The sequence below is a fragment of the Clostridium sp. 'White wine YQ' genome (assembly GCF_028728205.1).
Taxonomy (GTDB): Bacteria; Bacillota; Clostridia; order Clostridiales; family Clostridiaceae; genus Clostridium_T.
This window is the reverse complement of sequence record NZ_JAQYUU010000007.1, coordinates 157,144-178,753: the sequence shown is the minus strand read 5'-3', so window position 1 is coordinate 178,753 and position 21,610 is coordinate 157,144. Positions and strand designations below refer to the sequence as shown.

The window sequence follows — 21,610 nt, the reverse complement described above, 5'->3', positions numbered from 1 at the left end:
ATTTGCTAATAATTTAATCTTTTAATGAACATTAGTATCAGAAAGAAGTATATTTATGGATGAAAATAATATTAAAGTGAATAATTGTTATAGCAATAAAGAGAAGCATATATGGAGAAATAATTTCCATATTGAAATGCCATTTGGATTAATTAATGATCCCAATGGATTAAGTTATTATAATAATAAGTTTCATATATTCTATCAATGGAATCCATTTGGATGTGAGCATAAAACAAAGCATTGGGGATTAATTACAACAACTGATTTTGTTAATTATACAAAACCTAAACTTATTTTAAAGCCTGAAGATTGGTTTGATAAAGATGGTTGTTACTCAGGTTGTGGATTGGTTAAAGATGATGAATTGAAACTATATTATACAGGAAACGTGAAAGGTTCAAATAATGAAAGAGAATCTTATCAATGTGTAGCTACATACCATAAAAATGGAACTATCGAAAAGCAAGGTGTAATTATTGAGAAACAACCAGTAGGTTATACAGCTCATTTTAGAGATCCATATATTTTTGTGGTAGATGAATATTATTATATGATTTTAGGTGTTCAAACTAATGATTTAGAAGGAAAAGTTTTGATTTATAATTCAAAAGATGCTATGAATTGGGTATTGCTTGGTGAATTGAAAACTAACATGAATGCGTTCGGATACATGTGGGAATGTCCTAACTTGGTTAAGGTAAGCGAAAATAAATATGCATTCATCTTTTCTCCACAAGGAATAGAAAGTGAGGAATTTAAATATCAAAATATATTTCAATCAGGTTACGTAATTGGAAAGCTAGATTTAAAAGAACTTGAATTAAAGGAACATTGTGAATTTAAAGAATTAGATATGGGGTTTGATTTTTATGCGCCACAAGTGTTTAAACATGATAATGAAAATATAATGATTGGCTGGATCGGGTTACCAGATAAAGAATTGGAATATCCTACTGCTGAGTATGGATGGATGTACGCATTAACTATGCCTAGAGTTATAGAGTATAGAAATAATGTTTTATATCAGAAACCACTCAAGGAAGTAGAGAATTTAAGACAGTCTCAAGTAATAAATGAAAAGAACTTAATATGTGATAGCTATAAATTAAATTTGGATTCGAGATGCGTAGAAGTAATATTAAATTTAGATATGAGTGAAGGTAATTTTACTGAATTGAAATTTATGTTTAATGATGAATATATATTAATGTCTTATGATAAAGAAGCACAGGTGTGTATGATTGATAGAAATAATATGTACTTAGGTGGAAAAGGAATAAGAAAGTTTAAGTTGAAAGTTGAGAACGAATTAAAATTACATATGTTTATTGATAATTCAATTATGGAAATATATTATCAAAATGGATTAGAAGTAACTACATTAATGTACTTTGCTAAGACGGAAGCATTAGAAATTCAAATTAAAAATGATAATATGATAAAAATAAATGAAATATACACTTGGAATTTAAGGAGTATAAAATATGAGTAATAATGTTTTTTGTATCGGAGAACTTTTAATTGATATGGTATGTGTTGATAATAAAGGTTTGAAAAATGGAGAGAAATTTGAAAAGAAAGCTGGAGGTGCCCCAGCAAATGTGGCTGCAAGCATTTGTAAGCTAGGAGGTAATTCTTATTTCTTAGGGCAAGTAGGAAATGACTTCTTCGGAAAATATTTAATTGAGCTTTTGCAGGACTTAGATATAAATACTGAAATGACAGTAGAAAAAGGTAGCACGACAATAGCTTTAGTTGGAATTGATGAAGATGGAGAACGGAACTTTGATTTCTTAAGGGGGAGTGATGGAGAATATTCATTTGATAATGTTGATTTATCAAAGATAACAAATTCAGATATCATTCATTTTGGTTCAGCTACAGGATTTTTAGAAGGTGAATTAAAGAAGACATACTTCAAATTATTAAATCATGCTAAAGCCAATAATGTTTATGTATCATTTGATCCAAACTATAGAGATGCATTAATAACGCCAGATAAATTAGAGTTGTTTGTTGAAGATAGCATTAAATTTTTAAAAGAAAGTGATTTCACTAAGTTAAGTGATGAAGAGTTATTTTTATTAACACAAGAAAAAGATATAGAATCGGGTGTTAATAAATTACATGAGCTAGGTGCTAAAGTTGTAACTATTACGCTAGGTGCAAAAGGAACGTATTTAAGTGTTAATGGTGAAAGTGCAATAATTCCATCTATTAAAATTAAACAAGTGGATTCAACAGGTGCTGGAGATTCATTTGTAGGAGCTGTATTAAAAAAAGTTGCAGAGATTGAAGATAAACAAAATATAAAATTTGAAGAATGGAAAGATATAGTTGCTTTTGCTAATAAAGTTGGAGCAATTACGTGCACAAATTATGGAGCAATAGCATCAATGCCGACATTATGTGAGTTGGATTAAGTAACTATAAAATTAAAAAAGATTTAATTATAGATGAAAATGGTGGCAAGGCTATTTAATAGTTTTGCCACTTTTTATGGATTGACAAAAGAAACTAATACAAATATAATTAAAGACAAATAAACTCTGTAATACCTTTTAAGGATGTGATTAGTATGAAATACACAAAAGCTACAAACTATGCACTACATACTCTTGCATATATGATGAGGCATGATAAAACTGATAATTTAAACTTACAAACACTAGCAAAGCACTTTAATATATCTGCGCCATATCTTTCAAAAATCCTAACTCAACTAGTAAAAGCAGATTTAATTCAATCAACTTCAGGGGTTAATGGCGGTTATGTTTTGCGTAAAAAGAAAGAGGACATTTCATTTATGGACGTTATAAAAGCTACTGAAGGAACTGGCGCATTATTTAATTGTGAGTTCCATGAAGAAGGTGAGTGCCGAATTGATAAAGTGATGGCAGAAGCTGAAAGTGTTTTGGAGACATATCTTCAGAATAAGAAATTATACGAAGTAGTGCAGGAATCCGTATGTAAGAATGAGTGTAGGGAGTAATACTTACATAAAAAGCCTTAACCTTGGCTTTTTATGCTTTAATCACAGACATAAAATGTCTTTAATATATGAGTTTAAAATGAAAATAGTTAAAGGAGAAGGAAAAATGAATAAACATGAGCATAATTCAAAAAAAAATGGATTATTTACAAAGAAAAATAGAAGCCTTAGATGGAGTTGAAAGAATGAAAAATTTCCCGCCTGAGGAAATATTACAGATGTTAGATATTAAGAAAAATGATAATATTTTAGATTTAGGCGCAGGGACTGGATACCTATCAATTCCAGCAGCTCAAATGGTTGATGGCTTAGTTTATGCGCTGGATATGGATTCTAAAATATTAGATGTACTAGATACTAAGGCCAGGGATAAGAATATTACAAATATAAAATTAATAGAAGGAAGATTGGATAATATCCCGCTGCCAGATGACTCCGTTGATATTGCTCTTGCCTCATTAGTTTTACATGAGGTTAATTCATTATCTAATACGCTGAATGAAATTAAGCGTGTACTTAAGGATGGTGGACATTTCTTATGTTTTGAAATTGAAAAAAAAGAAAATCATATTGCAGGTAAACCAATGCCTCCAAGAATCTCTTCATTAGAAATGGAGAAAGAACTAATTGATGCTGGCTTTAAGATAACACAAAAAGTATTTCCAAATGATTCACACTACATCTTTATCGTAAAAAAGTAAGATTGTTTTAGATAATCACATAAAGTTTTAATCTGATTTTAATCTTATCTTTAGTATTTTTTAATTCAAGTAAATTAGTATAACAGTAATAATTAAGGAGCATTAATAAAAGAGGAAATGATAGAGGAGAAAATAACCACAGAGTAGAAAGAGAGAAACATGGTAAAGGTTGAAAAAGTGGTATATAGTATAATTGAGTGGTGAGCTATCTGCTCACTATTTTCTTATGGAGGGGTAAATTTATGAGAAACTTTAAAATTCTATTAGTCGAAGATGAAAAGCAGATGGCTATGTTTGTAGAAATGGAATTGACCCACGAAGGATATAAGGTAGAAGTAGTATACGATGGGAGAGAAGGGTTTGAAAAAGCTCAGGAAAACCAATATGATTTAATTCTTTTAGATGTAATGATTCCAATTATTAATGGAATTGAGGTTTGTAAAAGGATAAGAGAATTTTCAACAATTCCTATTATAATGCTTACAGCTAAAAGTGATATATCTGATAAAGTAATAGGATTGGATGTAGGAGCTAATGATTATCTTACAAAACCATTCGCCATTGAGGAACTCTTAGCAAGAATAAGAGTATATGAAAGAGGAAAGTCATTAGAGCATAAAGATAGCATAATTAAGCTTAAGGATGTTGTCATGGATAATAGAACCCATCAGGTTAGAAGAGCTGAAAAAGAAATTGAACTTACAAAAAAAGAATATGATCTCCTTGAAATGCTACTAGTTAATAAGAATGTTGTACTTACAAGAGAGCAGTTAATTCAAAAGGTTTGGGGATATGATTATATAGGAGATACTAATGTAGTAGATGTATTTATAAGATATTTAAGAAGTAAAATTGATGATAGTTTTGAAGAGAAACTAATAACTACCATTAGAGGGGTAGGATATGTTATTAAGGGTGATTAATCATGAAAATAAAAATTCTTAGAAATGCAAAGATATCAGTTAAGTTAACACTTATATATGCCCTCATGTTCTCACTAATTTTATTGGTTCTAAATGCTGCAATTTTATATGGGGTAAAATATTATCTATATAATCAAGGCAATAAAGAGGTTGAGGATGTTAAAACTATAGTTTTAAATAAAGTATTAGATCAAAGTCAAGATGTGGACTTAGCTAATAAAGATATTTTATCAGATGTTCCCTATAAGCAGGATATTCACATAAGGATAATTCAAGAAAATGGTACTATAATAAATTCAACAGATAAATTTAAGTTTAGAATTAGAGATAAAGAGAGAGCTATTAATGACAAGATAATGAAAGTTGAGGAAGGGGATAGGCGTTTACTATATGAGAATGTTAAGCTAGATAATAATGCCTATGGAGTACTCTATATACAAATTGTAAAAGACATGGATAGTGAATATGACTTTTTACAGATTTTATTTATATTTATGGCAGTGGCTGATTTTATTGGGATGATTGCATCAATTATATTAGGTTATGTGTTAAGCAAAAGGATGCTAAAGCCAATAGATGATATAACTAAAGCTGCTGATAATATAAGTATTAATAACTTGAAAGAACGTATTGATGTAAAGGGCCCAGAAGATGAACTTAAAAGGCTTGGAGATACATTTAATAATATGATAGATAGACTCCAAGAATCATTTAATAAACAAACGCAATTTGTATCAGATGCTTCTCATGAGCTCAGAACACCTATAGCTGTAATTCAAGGATATGCAAACTTACTCCATAGATGGGGAAAAGATGATAGGGAGGCTCTAGAAAAATCAATTCATGCAATAAGATTTGAAACAGATAACATGGTGGCATTAGTTGAAAAACTTTTATTTTTAGCTAAAGGTGATAGTGGCAGTCAAAAAATAGAAAAAAAAGAATTCCAGCTTAATGAGCTAATTAATGAAGTAGTTGAGGAAAGTAGATTAATAGCTGAAGACCATATAATAGAAAACAAAAGCAATGATGAAGTAAAAATATTAGCAGATTATAAAATGATAAAGCAATTGTTAAGAATTTTTATTGATAATAGCGTTAAATTTACATCGAAGCAGGGAAAGATTGATATAAGTTCAAAGCTAGAAGAGGGAAATGTAAAGATAACCGTAAGCGATAATGGTATAGGAATACCAAAAGAAGAAATTGAAAATATATTTAATAGATTTTATACAGTAGATAAGTCAAGATCAAAGGATAAAGGTGGAACTGGATTAGGTCTATCAATTGCAAAATGGATTGTGGAAATGCATCAAGGAGATATAGAGGTAGAAAGTGAAGAAGGAATAGGAACAAGTATATCTGTAAGATTTAAAGTATGAATTAAAAGAACATAGGAGTGGGGAAAAATGTGGGAACTATTTGCCATATTATCTGCAGTATTTGCAGCGCTAACTTCAATACTTGCAAAGGTAGGCATAAAAGGTGTTGATTCAAATTTAGCTACTGCAATTAGAACTATTGTAATTATAGTTTTAGCCTGGGGGATAGTATTTGCGACAGGATCACAAAATGGACTGGCAAGTTTATCTAAGAAAAATTGGATTTTTCTAATTTTATCAGGACTAGCTACTGGATTATCGTGGGTATTTTATTATAAGGCAATATCTATAGGTAAAGTATCGGATGTTGCGCTTATTGATAAATCTAGTATCGTACTTACATTAATTTTATCTTTTATAATATTAGGGGAGCAATTTACATTAAAAACAGTAATTGCAAGTTTACTAATAACTGCAGGAATATTTGTAATGTTATTTTAAGTTAATATTAAAATTTGAGCACTTAGACTTTATGGTCTAGGTGCTTTTATTATTGAGCATAACCAAATTCCAAGATGAATCTAATGTTATTTTAATCTGATTTTAATCTATAGAGTACATAATCTAAAACATAAATAGATGTCAGTGTTATTTAGTCATTAGTGGAGAAAATACACAAGTTACTATGTAAGAGAGGTGATTAGATGTATTTTAATGTATTAAGAAAAATAAATACATTCGATAATTATGGTTTATATATTATCAGAAAGTATTTAAAAAATAAATATTTAGATAGATTAATGCCAATAGTAACGACCATGGGAAACTTAGGAATCATATGGATTATGATAGCGGCACTTTTAATAGTAAACAAGCCCTATAGATTAATTGGAAATATAGTAATATTAACATTAATTGTTAGCACGCTAATAGGAGAAGGAATAGTAAAACATATAGTAAGGAGGGTTAGGCCTTGTGATTATAGTAGTAGGGAACTTCTAATAGCAAAGCCATTATCTTACTCCTTTCCATCAGGGCACACTTTATCTTCATTTGCTGTAGCAGAAGTACTATCTATATATTTTAGTGAGTATAAGCTGATATTTGTTGGAATAGCATTTTTAATAGCCTTATCAAGGTTATATCTCTTCGTGCATTATCCAACAGATGTTATAGCAGGAATTTTAATAGGAATAATGTGTTCAAAATTAATTTTTATAATGATACAAAGTGGATATATTGATAAGATTGCTATTTTGTACAAAAGCATAGTGTAGAAAGGATAATTAAAGATGAATTTAGAATTTTTTAGACTAATAAATGATCTAGCAAATAAGAATACGTTTATTGATAAAATAATGATTTTCTTTTCAAAAGATATGCCGTATATATTTATGGCAGTAACTGCAATAATATTTATATTAGGTATGATAAATAATAAGATAGAATATAGAAAAGTTGCTTTAAATACAATTGTTTTAACTTCAATTAACTTAGTAATAAGTTTTATTGTTGGAAGTATCTATTATGTTGATAGGCCTTTTGTACATAATAAAGTGAATTTACTATTCCGACATACATCAGATGCATCATTTCCAAGTGATCATGCAACTGGGACAATGAGTATAGCGTTAGGACTTAAAAATTATAGTAAATTACTGAGTGTAATATTAACTATACTTTCTGTAATTGTAGGATTTTCAAGGGTGTATGTAGGACATCATTATCCGCTTGATATCATAGGAGCCTATATTATAGTTTTCATAACAAACTATATTTATAACATAAAGTTAAGAGATATGATTGGAAGCTTATATGAAAGAATTGAAAATAAAATTTTAGTGAAGTTTAAATCAAAAAAGTTATATAATAATTAAAAAAACTAAAGCCATACACTTTCATTTTCTGAAAATGTATGGCTTTATATATTTATTTATCTAACCAATCCTGATGACTCTAATTTCATTTTTAAATTCACTTCATAATCTATACTTGGATATAATTTATTCCAATCTTCGAATTTCGTAGAATTATTCCAATTTCTTGAGCGATATCGTAGTCCAAATCCTATTGGGTCGAGATTCTCTGATTGGATTTTTTTTAACATCTTTAGTATTTGCTTTCTCAGTACTTCCGATGATAATTCCTCACAAGAATTTAAGTCTATTGGTAACTGAGTTGTTGTAGATTCTGCAATAATTCCAGTTATCTTTACATTATACTGTAATTTAGGATGAGATTTATTAGTTGAATCAATATAATAATTATATTTTACATTTTGAACATTTATTACAAAATTTCTTTCAGGAGTGTTTATATCAAGCCTTAAATGATTTTTGTTATTGTATATCATGTTAAATATTTTTGTTTCATCTGGAGAAAATATTGTCTTAATTTTTAATGATTTATCCTTTTCTAACAAAGCAAGTTGATTAATTTTAAAATGATCTTGTTGAACTTTAATAATTGGAAGAAATGGAGTAACTCCAAGCTCAGTTATACTACGATAAAAATCAAATAGATATACTTGAGTGATATAATTCGATTCCACACCTGTACCATCAAATGCAAGTATTAATGAATTCATAGATAATAAATTTTTTCCTGCCTTTTTTTGAAGTTGAGCTCGTTTATCTAAGACAATCTTTGCACTAGGCTCACCTATGACAAGATAAGAAATTTTTTGAATTTCTTTTATACGTATAAGCCAATCCATTGCAACTGCTAAATCTTCTGAGGCTAAATCTTTTCCAAGCATAATAATTTGTGCATAACTAAAATCAATATCTTTACTACTTTCAGTTTTGAGCACATCAATTGCTTCATCTAAGGTGTTTGCTTCAGCTGTTAGATTCAAGTAGTCTACCGTTTGTTTTTCAGGAAGTGCCAGGGTTAGGGTTATTTTAAAGCGATACATATCCTGTTCTCCCTTATCGATGCCAATGCAAGCTGTAAAAGCTCTTTTATCAATCTCTTTAGTACTGCTGCATCCACTAGAAGATAAAAGTATTTGAGTTAGGAATATTGATATAAAAAGAAACTTTAAAATACGCATTAAGTAGCTCCTTTCTTTTTTGCTCTATAAGCAGTTAGTATTACTAAGCCGACCACAATAAGTTCTGCAAAAAGTCTAAGTATGAGCCATACAGTTCCAGAAGAGAATAGTGCTTCTTCATTTTTAAATACGCCTATTAATAAAAATGGAATTATACCAAAGGCACTTAATATGTACCAATGAATTCTTTGAATTTTATTAGGCTTAATTTGAAATTTAAACATATCATTAATTAGTTCGAAGGAAACATACCAATGTATTATAATGTTTATTATAGCTGTAAAAAAGAAAAGTAGTATATATATGAACAGAGTACGTTCAATTACTCCGATTTTTATGCTAATGCAATCAGTAGCTGCTAACCAAGGATAATTAAAAGAAGATGCTTGCTGGGTACCTAAAAAACCAATAGGTATAAAAAAAGCAAATGTTAGTAAAAATAGCTCAACTAAAGGAAATATCCATATGTGTTTTAGTTGAAAGTTTTCTTTATTAAAGAATTTATTGAAAATAAGCATATCGGTATATCCAGTAAACATATAGGTTGTTACAGCGTACGATGTCAATGTTGGTATAGAAAAAGTATGAGTTACAACTTCAAGGCATGAATCCCAAGAAAAGTAATGATTAAATATAGCTTTAGCAAAAATAAATAGAATCATAGGAACTATGATAACTAAAAATATTTCTAGTGAATGAAATATAGTTAATCCATCTGTTCGGATGGCCCAAAGTAGCACAAGTACTAGAACAGCTAATAATATATATTCTGACATTTTGAAAAAGATAAAACGTTGAACCATCTGAATTAAAGCTAGTAACATAAAAAAACCTGATATATACCATAGAGAACAAATAAATAACATAATACTAATTTGAGCCCACCTAGGTAAGGTAATAGATAATATTTCAGGAAAAGCCTTATTAGGAAAATTTATAATTGATTTCATAAATAAATAGAGCAATATTGTACCAAAAGGAATTGAGAAAATGATAGCCATAATTGAACCATGGTATTGATCATGCAGAATAACTCTTGGTAGAAAAATTATTATATTATTGATAGAGTTTATAAATACAAGATAAAAAAAATAGCGTTTCATTAAAGCGCCTCCATTATGGCTAAATGTCATGTTTTATTTTTAGAAAAGAACAGTTGTAAATATGGTTTGCCAAAACTTCTAATACTAGCTAAATAAAATATTATAACAATGAAGCCAATAATAACTCCTATTAACCCATAAAATACGGAAAAGATTAACACAATATATTTACTTAAGCTTATGGCACGGTTTATTGAATTTGCTGGTAGTATGTAGTAAGAAATTATTATAGTAGATATAATAATAACCATTATATTAGTTGCTAAACCAGCAGCTACAGCAGATTGACCAAGAATTAATCCACCTACAGTTGTAGCTACTGATCCTGTACCTTTAGGCAGATTGGTAGATGAATTCAATAATAATTCCATAATAATTAACATGAAAAGCACTTCTAAAAATGACTGATAAGGCAAATCTACACGGCTAGTTGCTATAGAAATTGCAAATTCATATCTGAAAATTTCCGGATTATACGAGGTAGAACCAACATATAGTCCAGGTAAAGAGATTACTAAAAAAGCACTTATATATCTAAGGATAAGAAGAAATGTGCCAACAGCTGGAAGTTGGTAATAGTCATCCATAGAAGTCATAAAATCAAAAAATACTGAAGGTAAAATTAGGGCATAAGGGTTACCCTGTACTAACATAATTATTTTACCATCTTCAATATTTTTGATTATTCGGTCAGTTCGATCTACAACCATAATTGTTGGGAAAAGTATTGAATTTTTCTTCATAAAATCCTTATGAATTTTTTGAACTGAATTTATGGATTTAACATAAAACTCATCAATCTTTTTATTTAGCTCATCTAATATTTTATAGTCAACTAATTGGTTGTTATATAAAATTACTGAAGGTATATTTTCTACGCCAAGCATATGCTGTTCTACAGTTAAATATTTTTGGTTATAGCGATTACGAATTAAGTTGAGATTTGTTTCTATGTTTTCTTGTAAGCTATCTTTAGGACCTTGGGTTACAGTTTCACTAGAGGAATCGGATATATCACTCTCCATAAACTTTTTTGCTTCAAATATATAAATATCATTTTCAAGTAATATAGCAACGGAACCATGCAAGATTTTATTTAGTATAAAGTTTTTATCAGTTGAGATAGTGCATTTTGGTAATGAAATAAGATAATTTTGAAAGTTTTCGTAGCTTGTCATATTAAAAAAAGGAGTAATGAGTGTTTTCATAATATTTTCTAAGTCACAAATACTAGAAATAAAACAAATATAAGCCTTCTTTTTATTGTAATTTAATGTTCTAAATTCAGCGTCAGCTGAATTACATAATTGAACATCTAACCAGTCCTTTATGTCATTAATCTTATTCATATATCTCCCTCTTTATTTAAATAACAGTTTTATTTTTTTATATTTTCCTACTTAAAAATATTTATACTAACTTAATAACTATATGAAAAAAGATAATGGTCAAGCCACTATCTTTAATATAAAAAAATCGAAAGATGAAGGTTAATTGTACATATTAAGAGTCTGTCCAGACATATAACTGGAGTCATCAGAAGCTAAAAATACAAATGCTTGAGCCATTTCAAAAGGTTGAGCAGCTCTTCCAATTGGAGAAGATTGCCCCCAGGTAGATACTGAATAAGGGTCAAAGGCAGAGGGGATTAAAGGAGTCCATACTTCCCCAGGTGCAACGCTATTAACACGAATGCCTCTAGGCATTAATATTAATGCCATTGCCTTAGTAAAAGCAGTGATTGCAGCCTTTGAAGCTTGATAATCAGGGGCTATGGGATAAGGTTTAAAAACTGCTATAGAAGAGGTATTGATTATTGAGCTTCCAGTATTTAAATAAGGCAAAGCTTCTTTTGTTAAATAGAAATAAGAAAATACATTAACCCTAAAAGTATATTCTAGTTGAGCAGAAGAAATATCCTCTAAGTTATTTGTAGGATATATTACGCCTGCATTATTTATAAGAATGTCTAGTTTACCAAAGTGTCTAATTACTTCATTAATTATTAATTTCGAATTTTCTTCTATTGAGACATCAATTGGCATTATAATGCACTTTCTACCCATTAGTTCAATTTTATTTTTTGTTTCTTGTGCATCTATATGTTCATTTAAATATACAATAGCAATATCTGCGCCCTCATTTGCAAGTGCATAAGCTGCAGCTCTTCCAATACCGCTGTCGCCGCCAGTAATTAGAGCTACTTTATTTAATAATTTCTTATTATTTATAGGATTTTTTAAAGGGGGTTCTGATATTGGTTTAGGAAACATAATTGCTTCGATGCCTGGCTGGGTGGCTTGATGCTGTGGTGGAAAAGAGTTAGGTAAATGATATGGATTATATGATGAAGGCATTTATTCTTTCTCCTAAGATAAATAGTATATTAACAAAGTATTCATTTGATATTGAGTCGTGCACTATACTAAAGATAATAAAGCATGGAATTTTATATAAATAGTAAAAATGATGATAATCCATAATATTCTTATGTAACAATTACTGATCTCAGTTAATATAATATGTTAAGGTGAATTTTATAAAGGAAGTGAGTATTTATGGCTGATACAGCCAGACCTTGTTCATTAATACCATATACAATAGGATGTTGTTGTGGACCACAAAATGGTATTTCAGCTATACAACCAGATTGCCAGGAGCTCCCTAATGGAGAAGTAGTAAATAACCCCGCTTATGTAGAGGATTTAAATAGTTCATTTTGGAGCTATAAGTTTATTACTGATTGCGCAGGGACTACACGAGCCATAAGTAATTTTGTAATTCCTATTTGTCAGAGTATCCATTCGCCCAATATTACTGTTGAAGAAAAACTTGATGGCACAGGAAAATTTACAGCTGTTCCATTTACTTTAAGTACTACTGATCCAAACTTTGGAGTAGCCCCTTTGGGATTTCAATGGCTAAAAGTAGAAGTGTCAGGTAGATATGATAAAGGTATATCTGTAGAATATAGACTTACTCTAGTTGGAAATTATCCTGAAGCCATTCAGCCCATTAAAGTAAAAGCAGCCACTAGTGTAATAACCTTTAATTGTGATTGTTTTTTAGTTCCAGAGTGCAATCCAGAAGGTAAACTTGCTGTAAATAAAGAAAGTAACGTAACTATAGTTAATAATAAGGCTACTTTAAACTATAGTGTAAGAGTTAGTAATATAGGGAATGCAGCTCTTAATAATGTTCAATTCTTGGATACAATTTTTATTCCTTCTCAGCTCACAATTGGGACAATAACTGTTAACCCTAATACTCTAGTAGTAGATAAGAGCACAGTTGGGCAAGTTAAGATAAGTGGAAATTTAGGAACTATAGGCCCAGGTAATTTTGTAGATGTAACTTACTCTATTCCAATAATTGGAATCACACAACCTGGAATTTACACCATAAATAATACTGCTCATGCATCAGCAACAAACACATCAAGTAGCGATAGTACAGAGCTTACAATAAATGTTGCTGAAGTTTCTACTATTAAGTGTTGTATAGTTTCAGAGAGAAATCATGTTGATTTTAGAATTGTATTATTAGCTGTACCGCCTTCACCAAGTGTTTTAGTAGATTTTAAGGATGAACTTTTCATTCCAGCAGGGGTAACAGTACAATTCGCTGATTTTTCAGGATGCAATGCTAGCTTTGTACCAAGTGGAAATCCAGTACCATTAGATACTAATATTACTGGCCCTGCAAATATATTAATAACTTGTGAAGAGCTTAATGTACCTTCAGATGGTGCGGTAGCAAGACATGTAAGAATGAAAATTATATCTGATAGTGTAGTTGGAACATCTACTATAAGCAATTCAGTAACTGATGTAACACCTACAGATCCAGAAGCACAAATATTCTTAGGTGCAGGAACACTTCCAGCTACAGCAGAGGTTGAAGTTAATTTGAGCTTAGATTGCTTAAATCCGTGTCCTTTCTAACATGTTAAAAACTGTAATTTAGATTGATTATAAAAATCATGAGAGGTATTAAGAGAAATCTTATGCTTTCCATGATTTTTTATTATATTACAAAGAAATAAATGTATAATAAAGAATAAGGCAGAGCTTAATATTGAGGGTATTTATGGATAATAATGATATTTTAAAAAGAATAAGAGAAATAGTTTTCACGGTACCAGATGGGGTATATAAATTTATACCCCCAGAAGATTGTTTCGAAGGTGAATTGGAAGAATTATCGCAAAAAGAAAAGGTATTTGTTTTAATAGAAGATTTATTGATAGCAGCCAATATAGAGAAAATAGAAGAAAAGAGAAAAGACAAACCAGAAGTTGCTATGGAAATTATAATAGATATGGAGTAGAAATGCCAGAAGAAGTGAAATAAAAGTTCTTAAGAGGTGGAAAGTATAGAAATAAAAGATGACTACTCAAATTTAAGGAGTCATTTTTTTATAAGAATTATCAATAAATCCTAAACTATAAAGAAATAATAAACTATATAAAATAAAAATATTAGGAGAATAAAAACCAATGAAAAGTAAAGCTAAAATATATTTACCTTTTGGTATACTTCTAATCTTTGTATTCCTTTTATGTATAAGTAATAAGGTAATGGCTAAAGAGAATACTAAGTATTATGAGAGTAAGAAATTTAATATATCCTTACGTTATAATAAGGATTGGAGTAAAAGTGCTGGTTATAGTGACAAGTTTGAAGGAAAAGATGGTTTCTTTCAGATTTCTGCATCTACAGGAAAAGATTTAAGCATAGATGAAGTAGCTAAAAATGAAGCAACCCATATTTTAGAGCCTTTTGGAAGTAATCCTAAAATAATAAAGATTACTATTGATGGAGAAGAAGCGAGGTTAATAATGCCTTCAAGTGATCAGTCTAAAGATTTTAGTAATCAAGCAGAATTAATAGTTAAATATCCTAAAGCAATTACTATAGATAATGAAGCATATTACTATTTTATTCTTTGGGCAGATAAAAACCATATCGAAAGTATTTCCAAAACTTTAAAGTTTATATCATAAAAAGGATGACTAGAATTATTTATAATTCATAGTCATCCTTTTATTTATGGAAATTACATGCTTGGCATAGTTGACATAGTGTTTATGATTTCTGGATTTACCATACCAAATATCATAGCAACGTGAGCTACAACTAAGAAACCACCAACAAGAATAAAGTGAGTTCTCATTTTTTCTTCTGCAGTTCTGTTTCTAAATATTATACCTAATTCCATTAGAGAAATAGGTAAAAGGAAAATAACTCCACTTAAGTAGAAGCCAACAGCGACTACGTCTACCCAAGTATGCCATCCACCAGTAGTTGTAAGTGGAATAACTGCTGTAGTAAATAAATATACGAAAATTCCTGTGAAATATAATCCAGCAAATATTCCAACAACTTTATTAAGTGCTCTTAATCCACCTGATTGAATTCTGTTAAAGATAATAAAGAATTCTGAAATTGTAAGTGTTTCAGCACATATTACTGGTATTGCCATAAAAATAATTAAGTTCCATGGCTGATTGCTAGCCAGTAAAGACATATAGTGAGTCATGTTCATAATTATTACCTCCATTTCATTTATAGATATATAATATTAAAAAGATATGAAGAACTTATGTAGATTGTTCACATTTCCAAAAATTATCAAGTAAAAATTTTACACATAGGTTGACAGATAGTTACAAATTCATACGAATAATAAGTATAAAGGGGGTAGATGAATAAATGAATGATAGAGAATTACTAAAAATTTTGAATTCCATCAGCTACTCTGAAGAAGAGATAAATGATTTAGAGAATAAGGCAATTGAAGCTAAAAATAGCATAGGTGAGGATTTATATTATGTAAAAAATGATAAGGTATTAAGAAAAATAACATTTATAGAATTAGAGAGAAAAGTTAAGTCGCTATTAAAGGATAATGAGGAAATTAAATATAAGATGATAGCACTTCAAAGTTATAGACAAAAAGAAATATTTATAACAGATATTGGAGGCATGGGAGCAAGAAATACAATATATTTAGGACTATTCGTAACAGATATAAGAATATTTGTGTTTAAGATGGATAGTACTTATAACTTATTAGAAGAAGTATATGTTAAGGAGATAAGTGATATTGAAAGCTTTATAGATTTATGGGAGAAGTGCTCAAGTATTGGCTTTAAATTTAATGTAGGTATTGATATTATAGCAAGGCCATACGGAGAAGAAAATGAAAAGATATTAATTGAAATGATAAAGTATTTAAGGGAAAAAACTAATGCAGAATTTAAACCATATAAGGATGAGAAGATAGGGTTGTTCTTAATAATAATGGGGCTAATTGCTGTTGGTGCAATGTTAGGAATTATTATTGATAATATTAAAGTTGTCTTGGATATTTTAAAGTGGTGAAACTATTTAAGCAAGAATTCATGTGGAGGGTAATATGGATAATGTAAATGAAGAAAAGCTTATAAAGGGTATTTTAAGAAAAGATAAAGAATGCTTAAGTAAGCTAATGAATATATACGGTAACTTGGTTTATTATATCGCTAAGAATATTTTGAAAGAAGCTCATGAAAAAGAGTGCATAGAAGAATGTTATAATGATGTATTTACAGCAATTTGGTTTAATATAGATTGTTTTAATAAGGAAAAGGGAAGTTTTAAATCATGGCTAATATCTGTAACAAAATATAAGGCATTAGATATTAAAAGAAAAAATTTAAGACATTCTAGTAATATTGAATATATGGATGAAGTAAGTAATGAAGAAAATCATGAATTAGAAAGAATTGAAAATATCGAGCTTATAAATGAATTGCTAAGCAATTTAGAGGAGAAGGACAAGCTTATAATTATTAAAAGATATCTTGACGGAGTTCCAATAAAGGAAATTGGAGAGTCTTTAGGGTATTCTGAAGAGTATATTTACACCAGGATATCTAGAGCAAAAAAGAAGATTCAGAAGATAGTAGGTGAGATAAATGAATGATAGGGAACTACTTGAATTATTAAATCTTAACTACTATTCAGAGGAAGAAATAAAAGACTTAGAGTATAAAGCAATAGAGACGAAAGAAACCATAGGTGAAAATATATATAAAGTTAAGAATGACAAGGTATTAAGAAAAATAGCCTATATTGAATTAGAGCAAATAGTAAAGTCTAAGTTAGACAAGTCTGAAATTATAAAATATAAGATGATAGCACTTCAGAGCTACATGCAAGACAAGAAATATGTTGGAGGTTTGATGGCGCCTGATCGAATAGTATATTTAGGGCTATTCGTAACTGATGAGAGAATATACATGTTTAAGTTAGGTCTTTATTATAACATTTTAGAAGAGTGTATTTATGAAATAAGTGATTTAGTAGGTTTAGTGGATACATGGGAAAGATATAAGACCATAGGATTAAAATTTGATGAAATAAATATAGTAAAGCCTAGCCCATATGGAGAGGAAAACGAGAAGATTTTTTTAGAAATAATAAGGTATTTAAGAGATGAAAAAGGGGTTGCTATTGAAGAATATAAAAAAACTAGAATGAGTAAATCAGAAAGGATTATATTTATAATTTTCATGATAATTTTTCTGGCTTCTTTTATATATGGCACTTTCTCGTACTGTAGGGATACCTTAAATATGTTTAGGTGAAAATCTAAAATTTTAAAAGCAGTGACAGATAATTACAGTTTCGGGAGAATAATAAGTATAGGGTATGTAAGAAATATTTGTGAGAGAGGGAATAAAATGAAAAGAGTAATTCGCTTGATATCTGTTTTTACTTGTATAGTATTATTTGCTGGCATTGCCTTTGGCTGTGGTAAACAAACTGATCAACTGAAAGAAGTGAAGGGAATATTCTACAAGGTAGAAAAGGATGGTAAATACTTATACATTGGAGGTTCAATACATCTTGGAAATGATAAAATTAAGTTTTCAGATAAAGTTGAAAGTGCATATAAAGAATCCAATAAATTAGGAGTAGAAATAGATATTACGGACCCAGGGATAAGTGATATTCTCTCAAAAGAATCCCGTTATAATGATGGAGATAATTTAGACAAGCACTTAAAACCAGAAACTAAAGAATATGCTACAAAACTTTTAGAAGAGGTCGGTGCAAAATATAATGGAGAAATATCTAAACTTAAACCTTGGGCACTTGAAACAACAATATCAGCATTGCAATACTCAGCCTCTGGATTTAAAGCTGATAATGGGCTTGATATGATATTTATAACAAGAGCAAAAAGTGATAATAAGGCAATTGTTTCCCTAGAAGATTTTGATACACAATATAAAGCAATTAGTTTTGGTGATGATGAATTTCAAAATGAGAGCTTAATGAAACTTACTAAGCTATCAGAAACTAAAAAGCAGCTTCATGATTTGTATACAGCTGTAGTAAATGGGGATACAGAATATGTTGAAAAGATGAATGATGAAGTGAAATCTGGAGATAAAATGTTTAGGGATTATTATAATGCTGCAGTTACTCAAAGAAATCTAAACATGGAGACCAAGATAGAAGAGTTCTTAAAAACTAATGATAAATATTTTATCGTGGTAGGAGCAGAACATGTAGTTGGTGAAGATGGACTTGTAACATTATTAAAAAATAAAGGGTATACTGTTACAAGATTAGAATAAAAAGAAGGGATTTTCCATATCCCTTCTTTTTATTTAGCAATGGCTCTTTTAATTACAACTTTTTCTTTCCACTTACCTTTTCTAAATCTGATTAAGTATAAGCATCCTCTAATTGACCAATCAATAAACATTCCCATCCATACACCTATAAGACCGAAGTGGAGAATATTTCCTAGTATATAGCCAAGAGTTATTCTAAAAACCCACATACCGATCATAGAGGTCATCATTGTATATTTTGCGTCTCCAGCTCCCTTTAAACCTGAAGGAAGTACAAAGGATATAGACCAAACTGGTATAAATATTACATATAAAATACACGCATGAGCTGTTAGTTTAATTATATCAGCATTACTTGTATATAGTCTTGGGAAAACCCCTGCGAATGGTAAAAATGCTAAGGATAATATAATTAAAGAAACAGTTGATAGCTTAGTAATGTAATTTAAAGTATTTTGAGCTTCTTTAGTTTCGCCTCTTCCCATATGTTGTCCAACAAGAGCTGTAGCAGCTGTACAAAAAGCATTTCCCGGGATATTAAGCATTCCGCCAATGGAACTCGTTATAGCATTAGATGCAATAGCAATTGTACCCATATCAACTATAAAGATTTGGGTAATTAATTTACCACCATTAAATAGTAGTGATTCAACACTTGCAGGTAGTCCAACTGAGAAGATTGGTCTTAAAAGTTCTTTATCAAACTTGAATTTTTTAATCTCAGTTAATTTTAATATGCTTGATCCTCTAAGCAGTACACCTAGGATTATTAGTGCACCAATAGTTCTAGCTAAAGCAATTCCAAGTGCAGCTCCTACAATTCCTAACTTGATTATATTAATGAATGTAAAAGTGAAAAATACATTTAATATATTCATAAATATCGTAATTTTCATAGGTGTTTTGGTGTCACCGGCACCTCTAAGTATTCCATTTGCAATAAGATCAGTAGTGATTAGTGGGTAAGTTAATAGAGTAATAGATAGATATATATCTGCGGAGTTAATAACTTCTTGCTCAGCAGCACCAAAGAGTAGTTTAACCAATAAGCCTTTAAAAATAAACATGGTTATAGTTATTAGAAATGATATTAGAAGACCAGAATATAAAGCTTGTTTCATAGATGCATTTGCTTTTTTTATATTGCCTTGTCCAACAAATTGTGCAACAACAACCATTCCTCCAACAGCCAAAGCTGAAAAAAAAGCAATAAAAATATTGTTGATAGAATCAACCATACCAATTGCCGAAACTGCTTCTTTGCCTATATGACCTGCCATCATAGTGTTTATCATTCCCATTGACATAACAAATAATTGTTCCATAAGTATGGGGATAGTTAAGTTAATAACGTCTTTTCGTATCCATTTCATTTCATCACCTGTTAATGAGTTCCTTTATTGTTTATTCTTACGCATAAATCAATTATATAATAAAGGAAAATATAATCAACCTTACTGCCATGTAAATAATCAGGGAAAAACATCACTTAGTTAAATGAAGGAGCTAAACTTGTTATATAACTATAAATATTAAAAATTTATTTTCTTTGTGCTATAATTTAAATTATGTTTAGATGAATAGCGATTCATCTAAAGTAAATTACAAAAGTTTAAGAGGTATTAGATTATGAAAGCAAAAACAAATCAAATGGCATCAATATCGTTAATAATTATGTTAATAGGCTTTATAGCTACAATGATTTCGGGAAATAGTACAGCCATTGTACTGCTTCAAAGTGGTTTTGAAGCAGGTCTTGTAGGAGGACTTGCTGACTGGTTTGCAGTAACAGCCTTATTTAGATATCCTTTAGGAATTCATATTCCACATACAGCTATATTACCGCAAAATCGTGATAGAATAACTAATTCATTGGTTTCAATAGTAGAAAATGATCTTTTAAATAAATCAAGTATAATAGATAAGGTAAGCAAACTAGAAATTGTTTCAAAGACTTTGAATTTATTAAGAAAAAATTTGTATTCTGATAATGTAAAATCAGGAGTAATAAATATAACTAAAAATATAGCTGATTCAATTCCAAGTGATAAAGTAGCAATATATCTAAATAAAATGATTAGTGAAAAGATAAATGAAGTAGATACTAAAAGCTTGATAGAACTTCTTTCTAATGCATGTCTAGAAAATAATTATGAACAAAAGGTTTTAGATGTATTAGTTGAAAGAATAAAAATTGAAGTTAAGAAAGAGAGCATAAAGAATGAAATTGGAAGTTCTGCAATTTCAGCTATTGGTAAAATAGAAATTAACCCATTAATGAAATATACAATTAGTGCAGCAATTGGAGCACTTGGAGAAGAAAAAGTAGGTAAGATAATACAGGATTGTATTGTACTTATATTAAATGACTTAGAAGAGAAGGATAATAGAAGTAGACTCATGATTCTTGAATCCATAAGAAAAAGTATCGTGAATGGAAAGGATAATGAAGAACTTATTACAGCAGTAGATAATATAAAGGTGAATATAACTGAAAGCAGTAGATTTAATGAATTTATGCAAGAACAAATAGAAACTACAATAAATTCAGTTTTAAATTATTTCAGTGATGTGGAGTATATTGAAGAAGAACTATTGCCACTAATAGATAATATGTTAGCTAATCTTTTAGAAAATAAGGAATTGATAAATAAGATAGAAACATATATTCAAGAGCAAATTGTGAGTTTTGCAGACAAAAATCATAGTAAGATTGGTAAGCTAGTTAAGGAAAACATAGAAAAATTAGAGACAGAAACCTTAATTGAACTTATAGAAGATAAAGTAGGAAATGACTTGCAATGGATCAGGGTTAATGGAGCTATATGCGGATTTATTATAGGAATAGCATTAGGCCTTATAAAGTTAGCAATTTAAAA

Annotated in this window: 23 protein-coding genes; 17 read left to right on the top strand and 6 right to left on the bottom strand. The window is 29.5% G+C overall.

Annotation, left to right across the window (positions count from 1 at the left end; genetic code table 11):
• Positions 1 to 55 precede the first annotated feature (55 nt).
• From PTZ02_RS16675 to PTZ02_RS16635, 9 genes are all read left to right on the top strand, one after another.
• Positions 56 to 1,495, top strand: coding sequence for a glycoside hydrolase family 32 protein (locus PTZ02_RS16675; RefSeq protein WP_274228917.1), 1,440 nt, complete (start codon positions 56 to 58; stop codon positions 1,493 to 1,495).
• Positions 1,488 to 2,426, top strand: coding sequence for a carbohydrate kinase family protein (locus PTZ02_RS16670; RefSeq protein ID WP_274228916.1), 939 nt, complete (start codon positions 1,488 to 1,490; stop codon positions 2,424 to 2,426). The genes PTZ02_RS16675 and PTZ02_RS16670 overlap by 8 nt, the downstream gene beginning before the upstream one ends.
• A gap of 155 nt (positions 2,427 to 2,581) precedes the next feature.
• The gene (locus PTZ02_RS16665; RefSeq protein ID WP_274228915.1) at positions 2,582 to 2,995 is read left to right on the top strand and encodes an Rrf2 family transcriptional regulator; all 414 of its coding nucleotides are present in this window, start codon (positions 2,582 to 2,584) and stop codon (positions 2,993 to 2,995) included.
• Positions 2,996 to 3,111: 116 nt separating this feature from the next.
• A complete protein-coding gene (locus PTZ02_RS16660) occupies positions 3,112 to 3,696 on the top strand; it encodes a class I SAM-dependent methyltransferase (RefSeq protein ID WP_274228914.1) in 585 nt (194 codons plus the stop codon).
• Between the two features lie 242 nt (positions 3,697 to 3,938).
• Positions 3,939 to 4,619, top strand: coding sequence for a response regulator transcription factor (locus PTZ02_RS16655; protein WP_274228913.1), 681 nt, complete (start codon positions 3,939 to 3,941; stop codon positions 4,617 to 4,619).
• A gap of 2 nt (positions 4,620 to 4,621) precedes the next feature.
• On the top strand, positions 4,622 to 6,001 hold the full coding sequence (locus PTZ02_RS16650) for a sensor histidine kinase (RefSeq protein WP_274228912.1): 1,380 nt from the start codon (positions 4,622 to 4,624) through the stop codon (positions 5,999 to 6,001).
• 27 nt (positions 6,002 to 6,028) lie between these two features.
• Positions 6,029 to 6,442, top strand: a complete 414-nt coding sequence (locus tag PTZ02_RS16645) for an EamA family transporter (protein WP_274228911.1) — start codon at positions 6,029 to 6,031, stop codon at positions 6,440 to 6,442.
• A 203-nt stretch (positions 6,443 to 6,645) separates the two neighbouring features.
• Positions 6,646 to 7,218, top strand: coding sequence for a phosphatase PAP2 family protein (locus tag PTZ02_RS16640; RefSeq protein ID WP_274228910.1), 573 nt, complete (start codon positions 6,646 to 6,648; stop codon positions 7,216 to 7,218).
• A 15-nt stretch (positions 7,219 to 7,233) separates the two neighbouring features.
• Positions 7,234 to 7,818 carry an undecaprenyl-diphosphatase gene (locus tag PTZ02_RS16635; protein WP_274228909.1) on the top strand — a complete coding sequence of 195 codons (585 nt, stop codon included), beginning with the start codon at positions 7,234 to 7,236 and terminating at the stop codon, positions 7,816 to 7,818.
• Between the two features lie 56 nt (positions 7,819 to 7,874).
• On the opposite strand, the gene PTZ02_RS16630 is transcribed toward PTZ02_RS16635, so the two are convergent.
• The 4 genes from PTZ02_RS16630 to PTZ02_RS16615 all read right to left on the bottom strand — a co-directional run bounded on the left by PTZ02_RS16630 (position 7,875) and on the right by PTZ02_RS16615 (position 12,456).
• Entirely contained in the window at positions 7,875 to 8,996 is a 1,122-nt protein-coding gene (locus PTZ02_RS16630) for a Ger(x)C family spore germination protein (protein WP_274228908.1), read from the bottom strand.
• Positions 8,996 to 10,099, bottom strand: a complete 1,104-nt coding sequence (locus PTZ02_RS16625; RefSeq protein ID WP_274228907.1) for a GerAB/ArcD/ProY family transporter — start codon at positions 10,097 to 10,099, stop codon at positions 8,996 to 8,998. Before PTZ02_RS16625 ends, PTZ02_RS16630 begins: the two co-directional genes overlap by 1 nt.
• Before the next feature lie 26 nt (positions 10,100 to 10,125).
• Positions 10,126 to 11,448, bottom strand: coding sequence for a spore germination protein (locus PTZ02_RS16620; RefSeq protein WP_274228906.1), 1,323 nt, complete (start codon positions 11,446 to 11,448; stop codon positions 10,126 to 10,128).
• Positions 11,449 to 11,589: 141 nt separating this feature from the next.
• Positions 11,590 to 12,456, bottom strand: a complete 867-nt coding sequence (locus tag PTZ02_RS16615) for an SDR family oxidoreductase (protein WP_274228905.1) — start codon at positions 12,454 to 12,456, stop codon at positions 11,590 to 11,592.
• A 201-nt stretch (positions 12,457 to 12,657) separates the two neighbouring features.
• On the opposite strand from PTZ02_RS16615, the gene PTZ02_RS16610 reads away from it, so the two are divergent.
• The 3 genes from PTZ02_RS16610 to PTZ02_RS16600 all read left to right on the top strand — a co-directional run bounded on the left by PTZ02_RS16610 (position 12,658) and on the right by PTZ02_RS16600 (position 15,104).
• On the top strand, positions 12,658 to 14,043 hold the full coding sequence (locus PTZ02_RS16610) for a hypothetical protein (protein ID WP_274228904.1): 1,386 nt from the start codon (positions 12,658 to 12,660) through the stop codon (positions 14,041 to 14,043).
• Positions 14,044 to 14,188: 145 nt separating this feature from the next.
• The gene (locus PTZ02_RS16605; protein WP_274228903.1) at positions 14,189 to 14,428 is read left to right on the top strand and encodes a hypothetical protein; all 240 of its coding nucleotides are present in this window, start codon (positions 14,189 to 14,191) and stop codon (positions 14,426 to 14,428) included.
• A 169-nt stretch (positions 14,429 to 14,597) separates the two neighbouring features.
• A complete protein-coding gene (locus PTZ02_RS16600; RefSeq protein WP_274228902.1) occupies positions 14,598 to 15,104 on the top strand; it encodes a peptidase M56 in 507 nt (168 codons plus the stop codon).
• Positions 15,105 to 15,157: 53 nt separating this feature from the next.
• On the opposite strand, the gene PTZ02_RS16595 is transcribed toward PTZ02_RS16600, so the two are convergent.
• Positions 15,158 to 15,646, bottom strand: coding sequence for a DUF6803 family protein (locus tag PTZ02_RS16595; protein ID WP_274228901.1), 489 nt, complete (start codon positions 15,644 to 15,646; stop codon positions 15,158 to 15,160).
• A gap of 167 nt (positions 15,647 to 15,813) precedes the next feature.
• Between PTZ02_RS16595 and PTZ02_RS16590 the strand changes: the two genes are divergently transcribed.
• The 4 genes from PTZ02_RS16590 (at position 15,814) to PTZ02_RS16575 (ending at position 18,731) form a co-directional block, all read left to right on the top strand.
• A complete protein-coding gene (locus PTZ02_RS16590) occupies positions 15,814 to 16,485 on the top strand; it encodes a hypothetical protein (protein WP_274228900.1) in 672 nt (223 codons plus the stop codon).
• 34 nt (positions 16,486 to 16,519) lie between these two features.
• Positions 16,520 to 17,068 carry a sigma-70 family RNA polymerase sigma factor gene (locus tag PTZ02_RS16585; RefSeq protein ID WP_274228899.1) on the top strand — a complete coding sequence of 183 codons (549 nt, stop codon included), beginning with the start codon at positions 16,520 to 16,522 and terminating at the stop codon, positions 17,066 to 17,068.
• Complete coding sequence (locus PTZ02_RS16580; RefSeq protein ID WP_274228898.1) at positions 17,061 to 17,732, top strand: hypothetical protein; 672 nt, start codon at positions 17,061 to 17,063, stop codon at positions 17,730 to 17,732. The genes PTZ02_RS16585 and PTZ02_RS16580 overlap by 8 nt, the downstream gene beginning before the upstream one ends.
• 96 nt (positions 17,733 to 17,828) lie before the next feature.
• On the top strand, positions 17,829 to 18,731 hold the full coding sequence (locus PTZ02_RS16575; RefSeq protein ID WP_274228897.1) for a TraB/GumN family protein: 903 nt from the start codon (positions 17,829 to 17,831) through the stop codon (positions 18,729 to 18,731).
• A 29-nt stretch (positions 18,732 to 18,760) separates the two neighbouring features.
• On the opposite strand, the gene PTZ02_RS16570 is transcribed toward PTZ02_RS16575, so the two are convergent.
• On the bottom strand, positions 18,761 to 20,104 hold the full coding sequence (locus PTZ02_RS16570) for an MATE family efflux transporter (RefSeq protein WP_274228896.1): 1,344 nt from the start codon (positions 20,102 to 20,104) through the stop codon (positions 18,761 to 18,763).
• A gap of 256 nt (positions 20,105 to 20,360) precedes the next feature.
• Between PTZ02_RS16570 and PTZ02_RS16565 the strand changes: the two genes are divergently transcribed.
• On the top strand, positions 20,361 to 21,608 hold the full coding sequence (locus PTZ02_RS16565) for a DUF445 domain-containing protein (RefSeq protein WP_274228895.1): 1,248 nt from the start codon (positions 20,361 to 20,363) through the stop codon (positions 21,606 to 21,608).
• The last annotated feature ends 2 nt before the right edge of the window (positions 21,609 to 21,610 follow it).

Bases quoted from the DNA above. Each gene is read 5' to 3' on its own strand.
- PTZ02_RS16675 (WP_274228917.1), top strand. From the start codon at position 56: ATGGATGAAAATAATATTAAAGTGAATAATTGTTATAGCAATAAAGAG.
- PTZ02_RS16670 (WP_274228916.1), top strand. From the start codon at position 1,488: ATGAGTAATAATGTTTTTTGTATCGGAGAACTTTTAATTGATATGGTA.
- PTZ02_RS16665 (WP_274228915.1), top strand. From the start codon at position 2,582: ATGAAATACACAAAAGCTACAAACTATGCACTACATACTCTTGCATAT.
- PTZ02_RS16660 (WP_274228914.1), top strand. From the start codon at position 3,112: ATGAGCATAATTCAAAAAAAAATGGATTATTTACAAAGAAAAATAGAA.
- PTZ02_RS16655 (WP_274228913.1), top strand. From the start codon at position 3,939: ATGAGAAACTTTAAAATTCTATTAGTCGAAGATGAAAAGCAGATGGCT.
- PTZ02_RS16650 (WP_274228912.1), top strand. From the start codon at position 4,622: ATGAAAATAAAAATTCTTAGAAATGCAAAGATATCAGTTAAGTTAACA.
- PTZ02_RS16645 (WP_274228911.1), top strand. From the start codon at position 6,029: ATGTGGGAACTATTTGCCATATTATCTGCAGTATTTGCAGCGCTAACT.
- PTZ02_RS16640 (WP_274228910.1), top strand. From the start codon at position 6,646: ATGTATTTTAATGTATTAAGAAAAATAAATACATTCGATAATTATGGT.
- PTZ02_RS16635 (WP_274228909.1), top strand. From the start codon at position 7,234: ATGAATTTAGAATTTTTTAGACTAATAAATGATCTAGCAAATAAGAAT.
- PTZ02_RS16630 (WP_274228908.1), bottom strand. From the start codon at position 8,996: ATGCGTATTTTAAAGTTTCTTTTTATATCAATATTCCTAACTCAAATA.
- PTZ02_RS16625 (WP_274228907.1), bottom strand. From the start codon at position 10,099: ATGAAACGCTATTTTTTTTATCTTGTATTTATAAACTCTATCAATAAT.
- PTZ02_RS16620 (WP_274228906.1), bottom strand. From the start codon at position 11,448: ATGAATAAGATTAATGACATAAAGGACTGGTTAGATGTTCAATTATGT.
- PTZ02_RS16615 (WP_274228905.1), bottom strand. From the start codon at position 12,456: ATGCCTTCATCATATAATCCATATCATTTACCTAACTCTTTTCCACCA.
- PTZ02_RS16610 (WP_274228904.1), top strand. From the start codon at position 12,658: ATGGCTGATACAGCCAGACCTTGTTCATTAATACCATATACAATAGGA.
- PTZ02_RS16605 (WP_274228903.1), top strand. From the start codon at position 14,189: ATGGATAATAATGATATTTTAAAAAGAATAAGAGAAATAGTTTTCACG.
- PTZ02_RS16600 (WP_274228902.1), top strand. From the start codon at position 14,598: ATGAAAAGTAAAGCTAAAATATATTTACCTTTTGGTATACTTCTAATC.
- PTZ02_RS16595 (WP_274228901.1), bottom strand. From the start codon at position 15,646: ATGAACATGACTCACTATATGTCTTTACTGGCTAGCAATCAGCCATGG.
- PTZ02_RS16590 (WP_274228900.1), top strand. From the start codon at position 15,814: ATGAATGATAGAGAATTACTAAAAATTTTGAATTCCATCAGCTACTCT.
- PTZ02_RS16585 (WP_274228899.1), top strand. From the start codon at position 16,520: ATGGATAATGTAAATGAAGAAAAGCTTATAAAGGGTATTTTAAGAAAA.
- PTZ02_RS16580 (WP_274228898.1), top strand. From the start codon at position 17,061: ATGAATGATAGGGAACTACTTGAATTATTAAATCTTAACTACTATTCA.
- PTZ02_RS16575 (WP_274228897.1), top strand. From the start codon at position 17,829: ATGAAAAGAGTAATTCGCTTGATATCTGTTTTTACTTGTATAGTATTA.
- PTZ02_RS16570 (WP_274228896.1), bottom strand. From the start codon at position 20,104: ATGAAATGGATACGAAAAGACGTTATTAACTTAACTATCCCCATACTT.
- PTZ02_RS16565 (WP_274228895.1), top strand. From the start codon at position 20,361: ATGAAAGCAAAAACAAATCAAATGGCATCAATATCGTTAATAATTATG.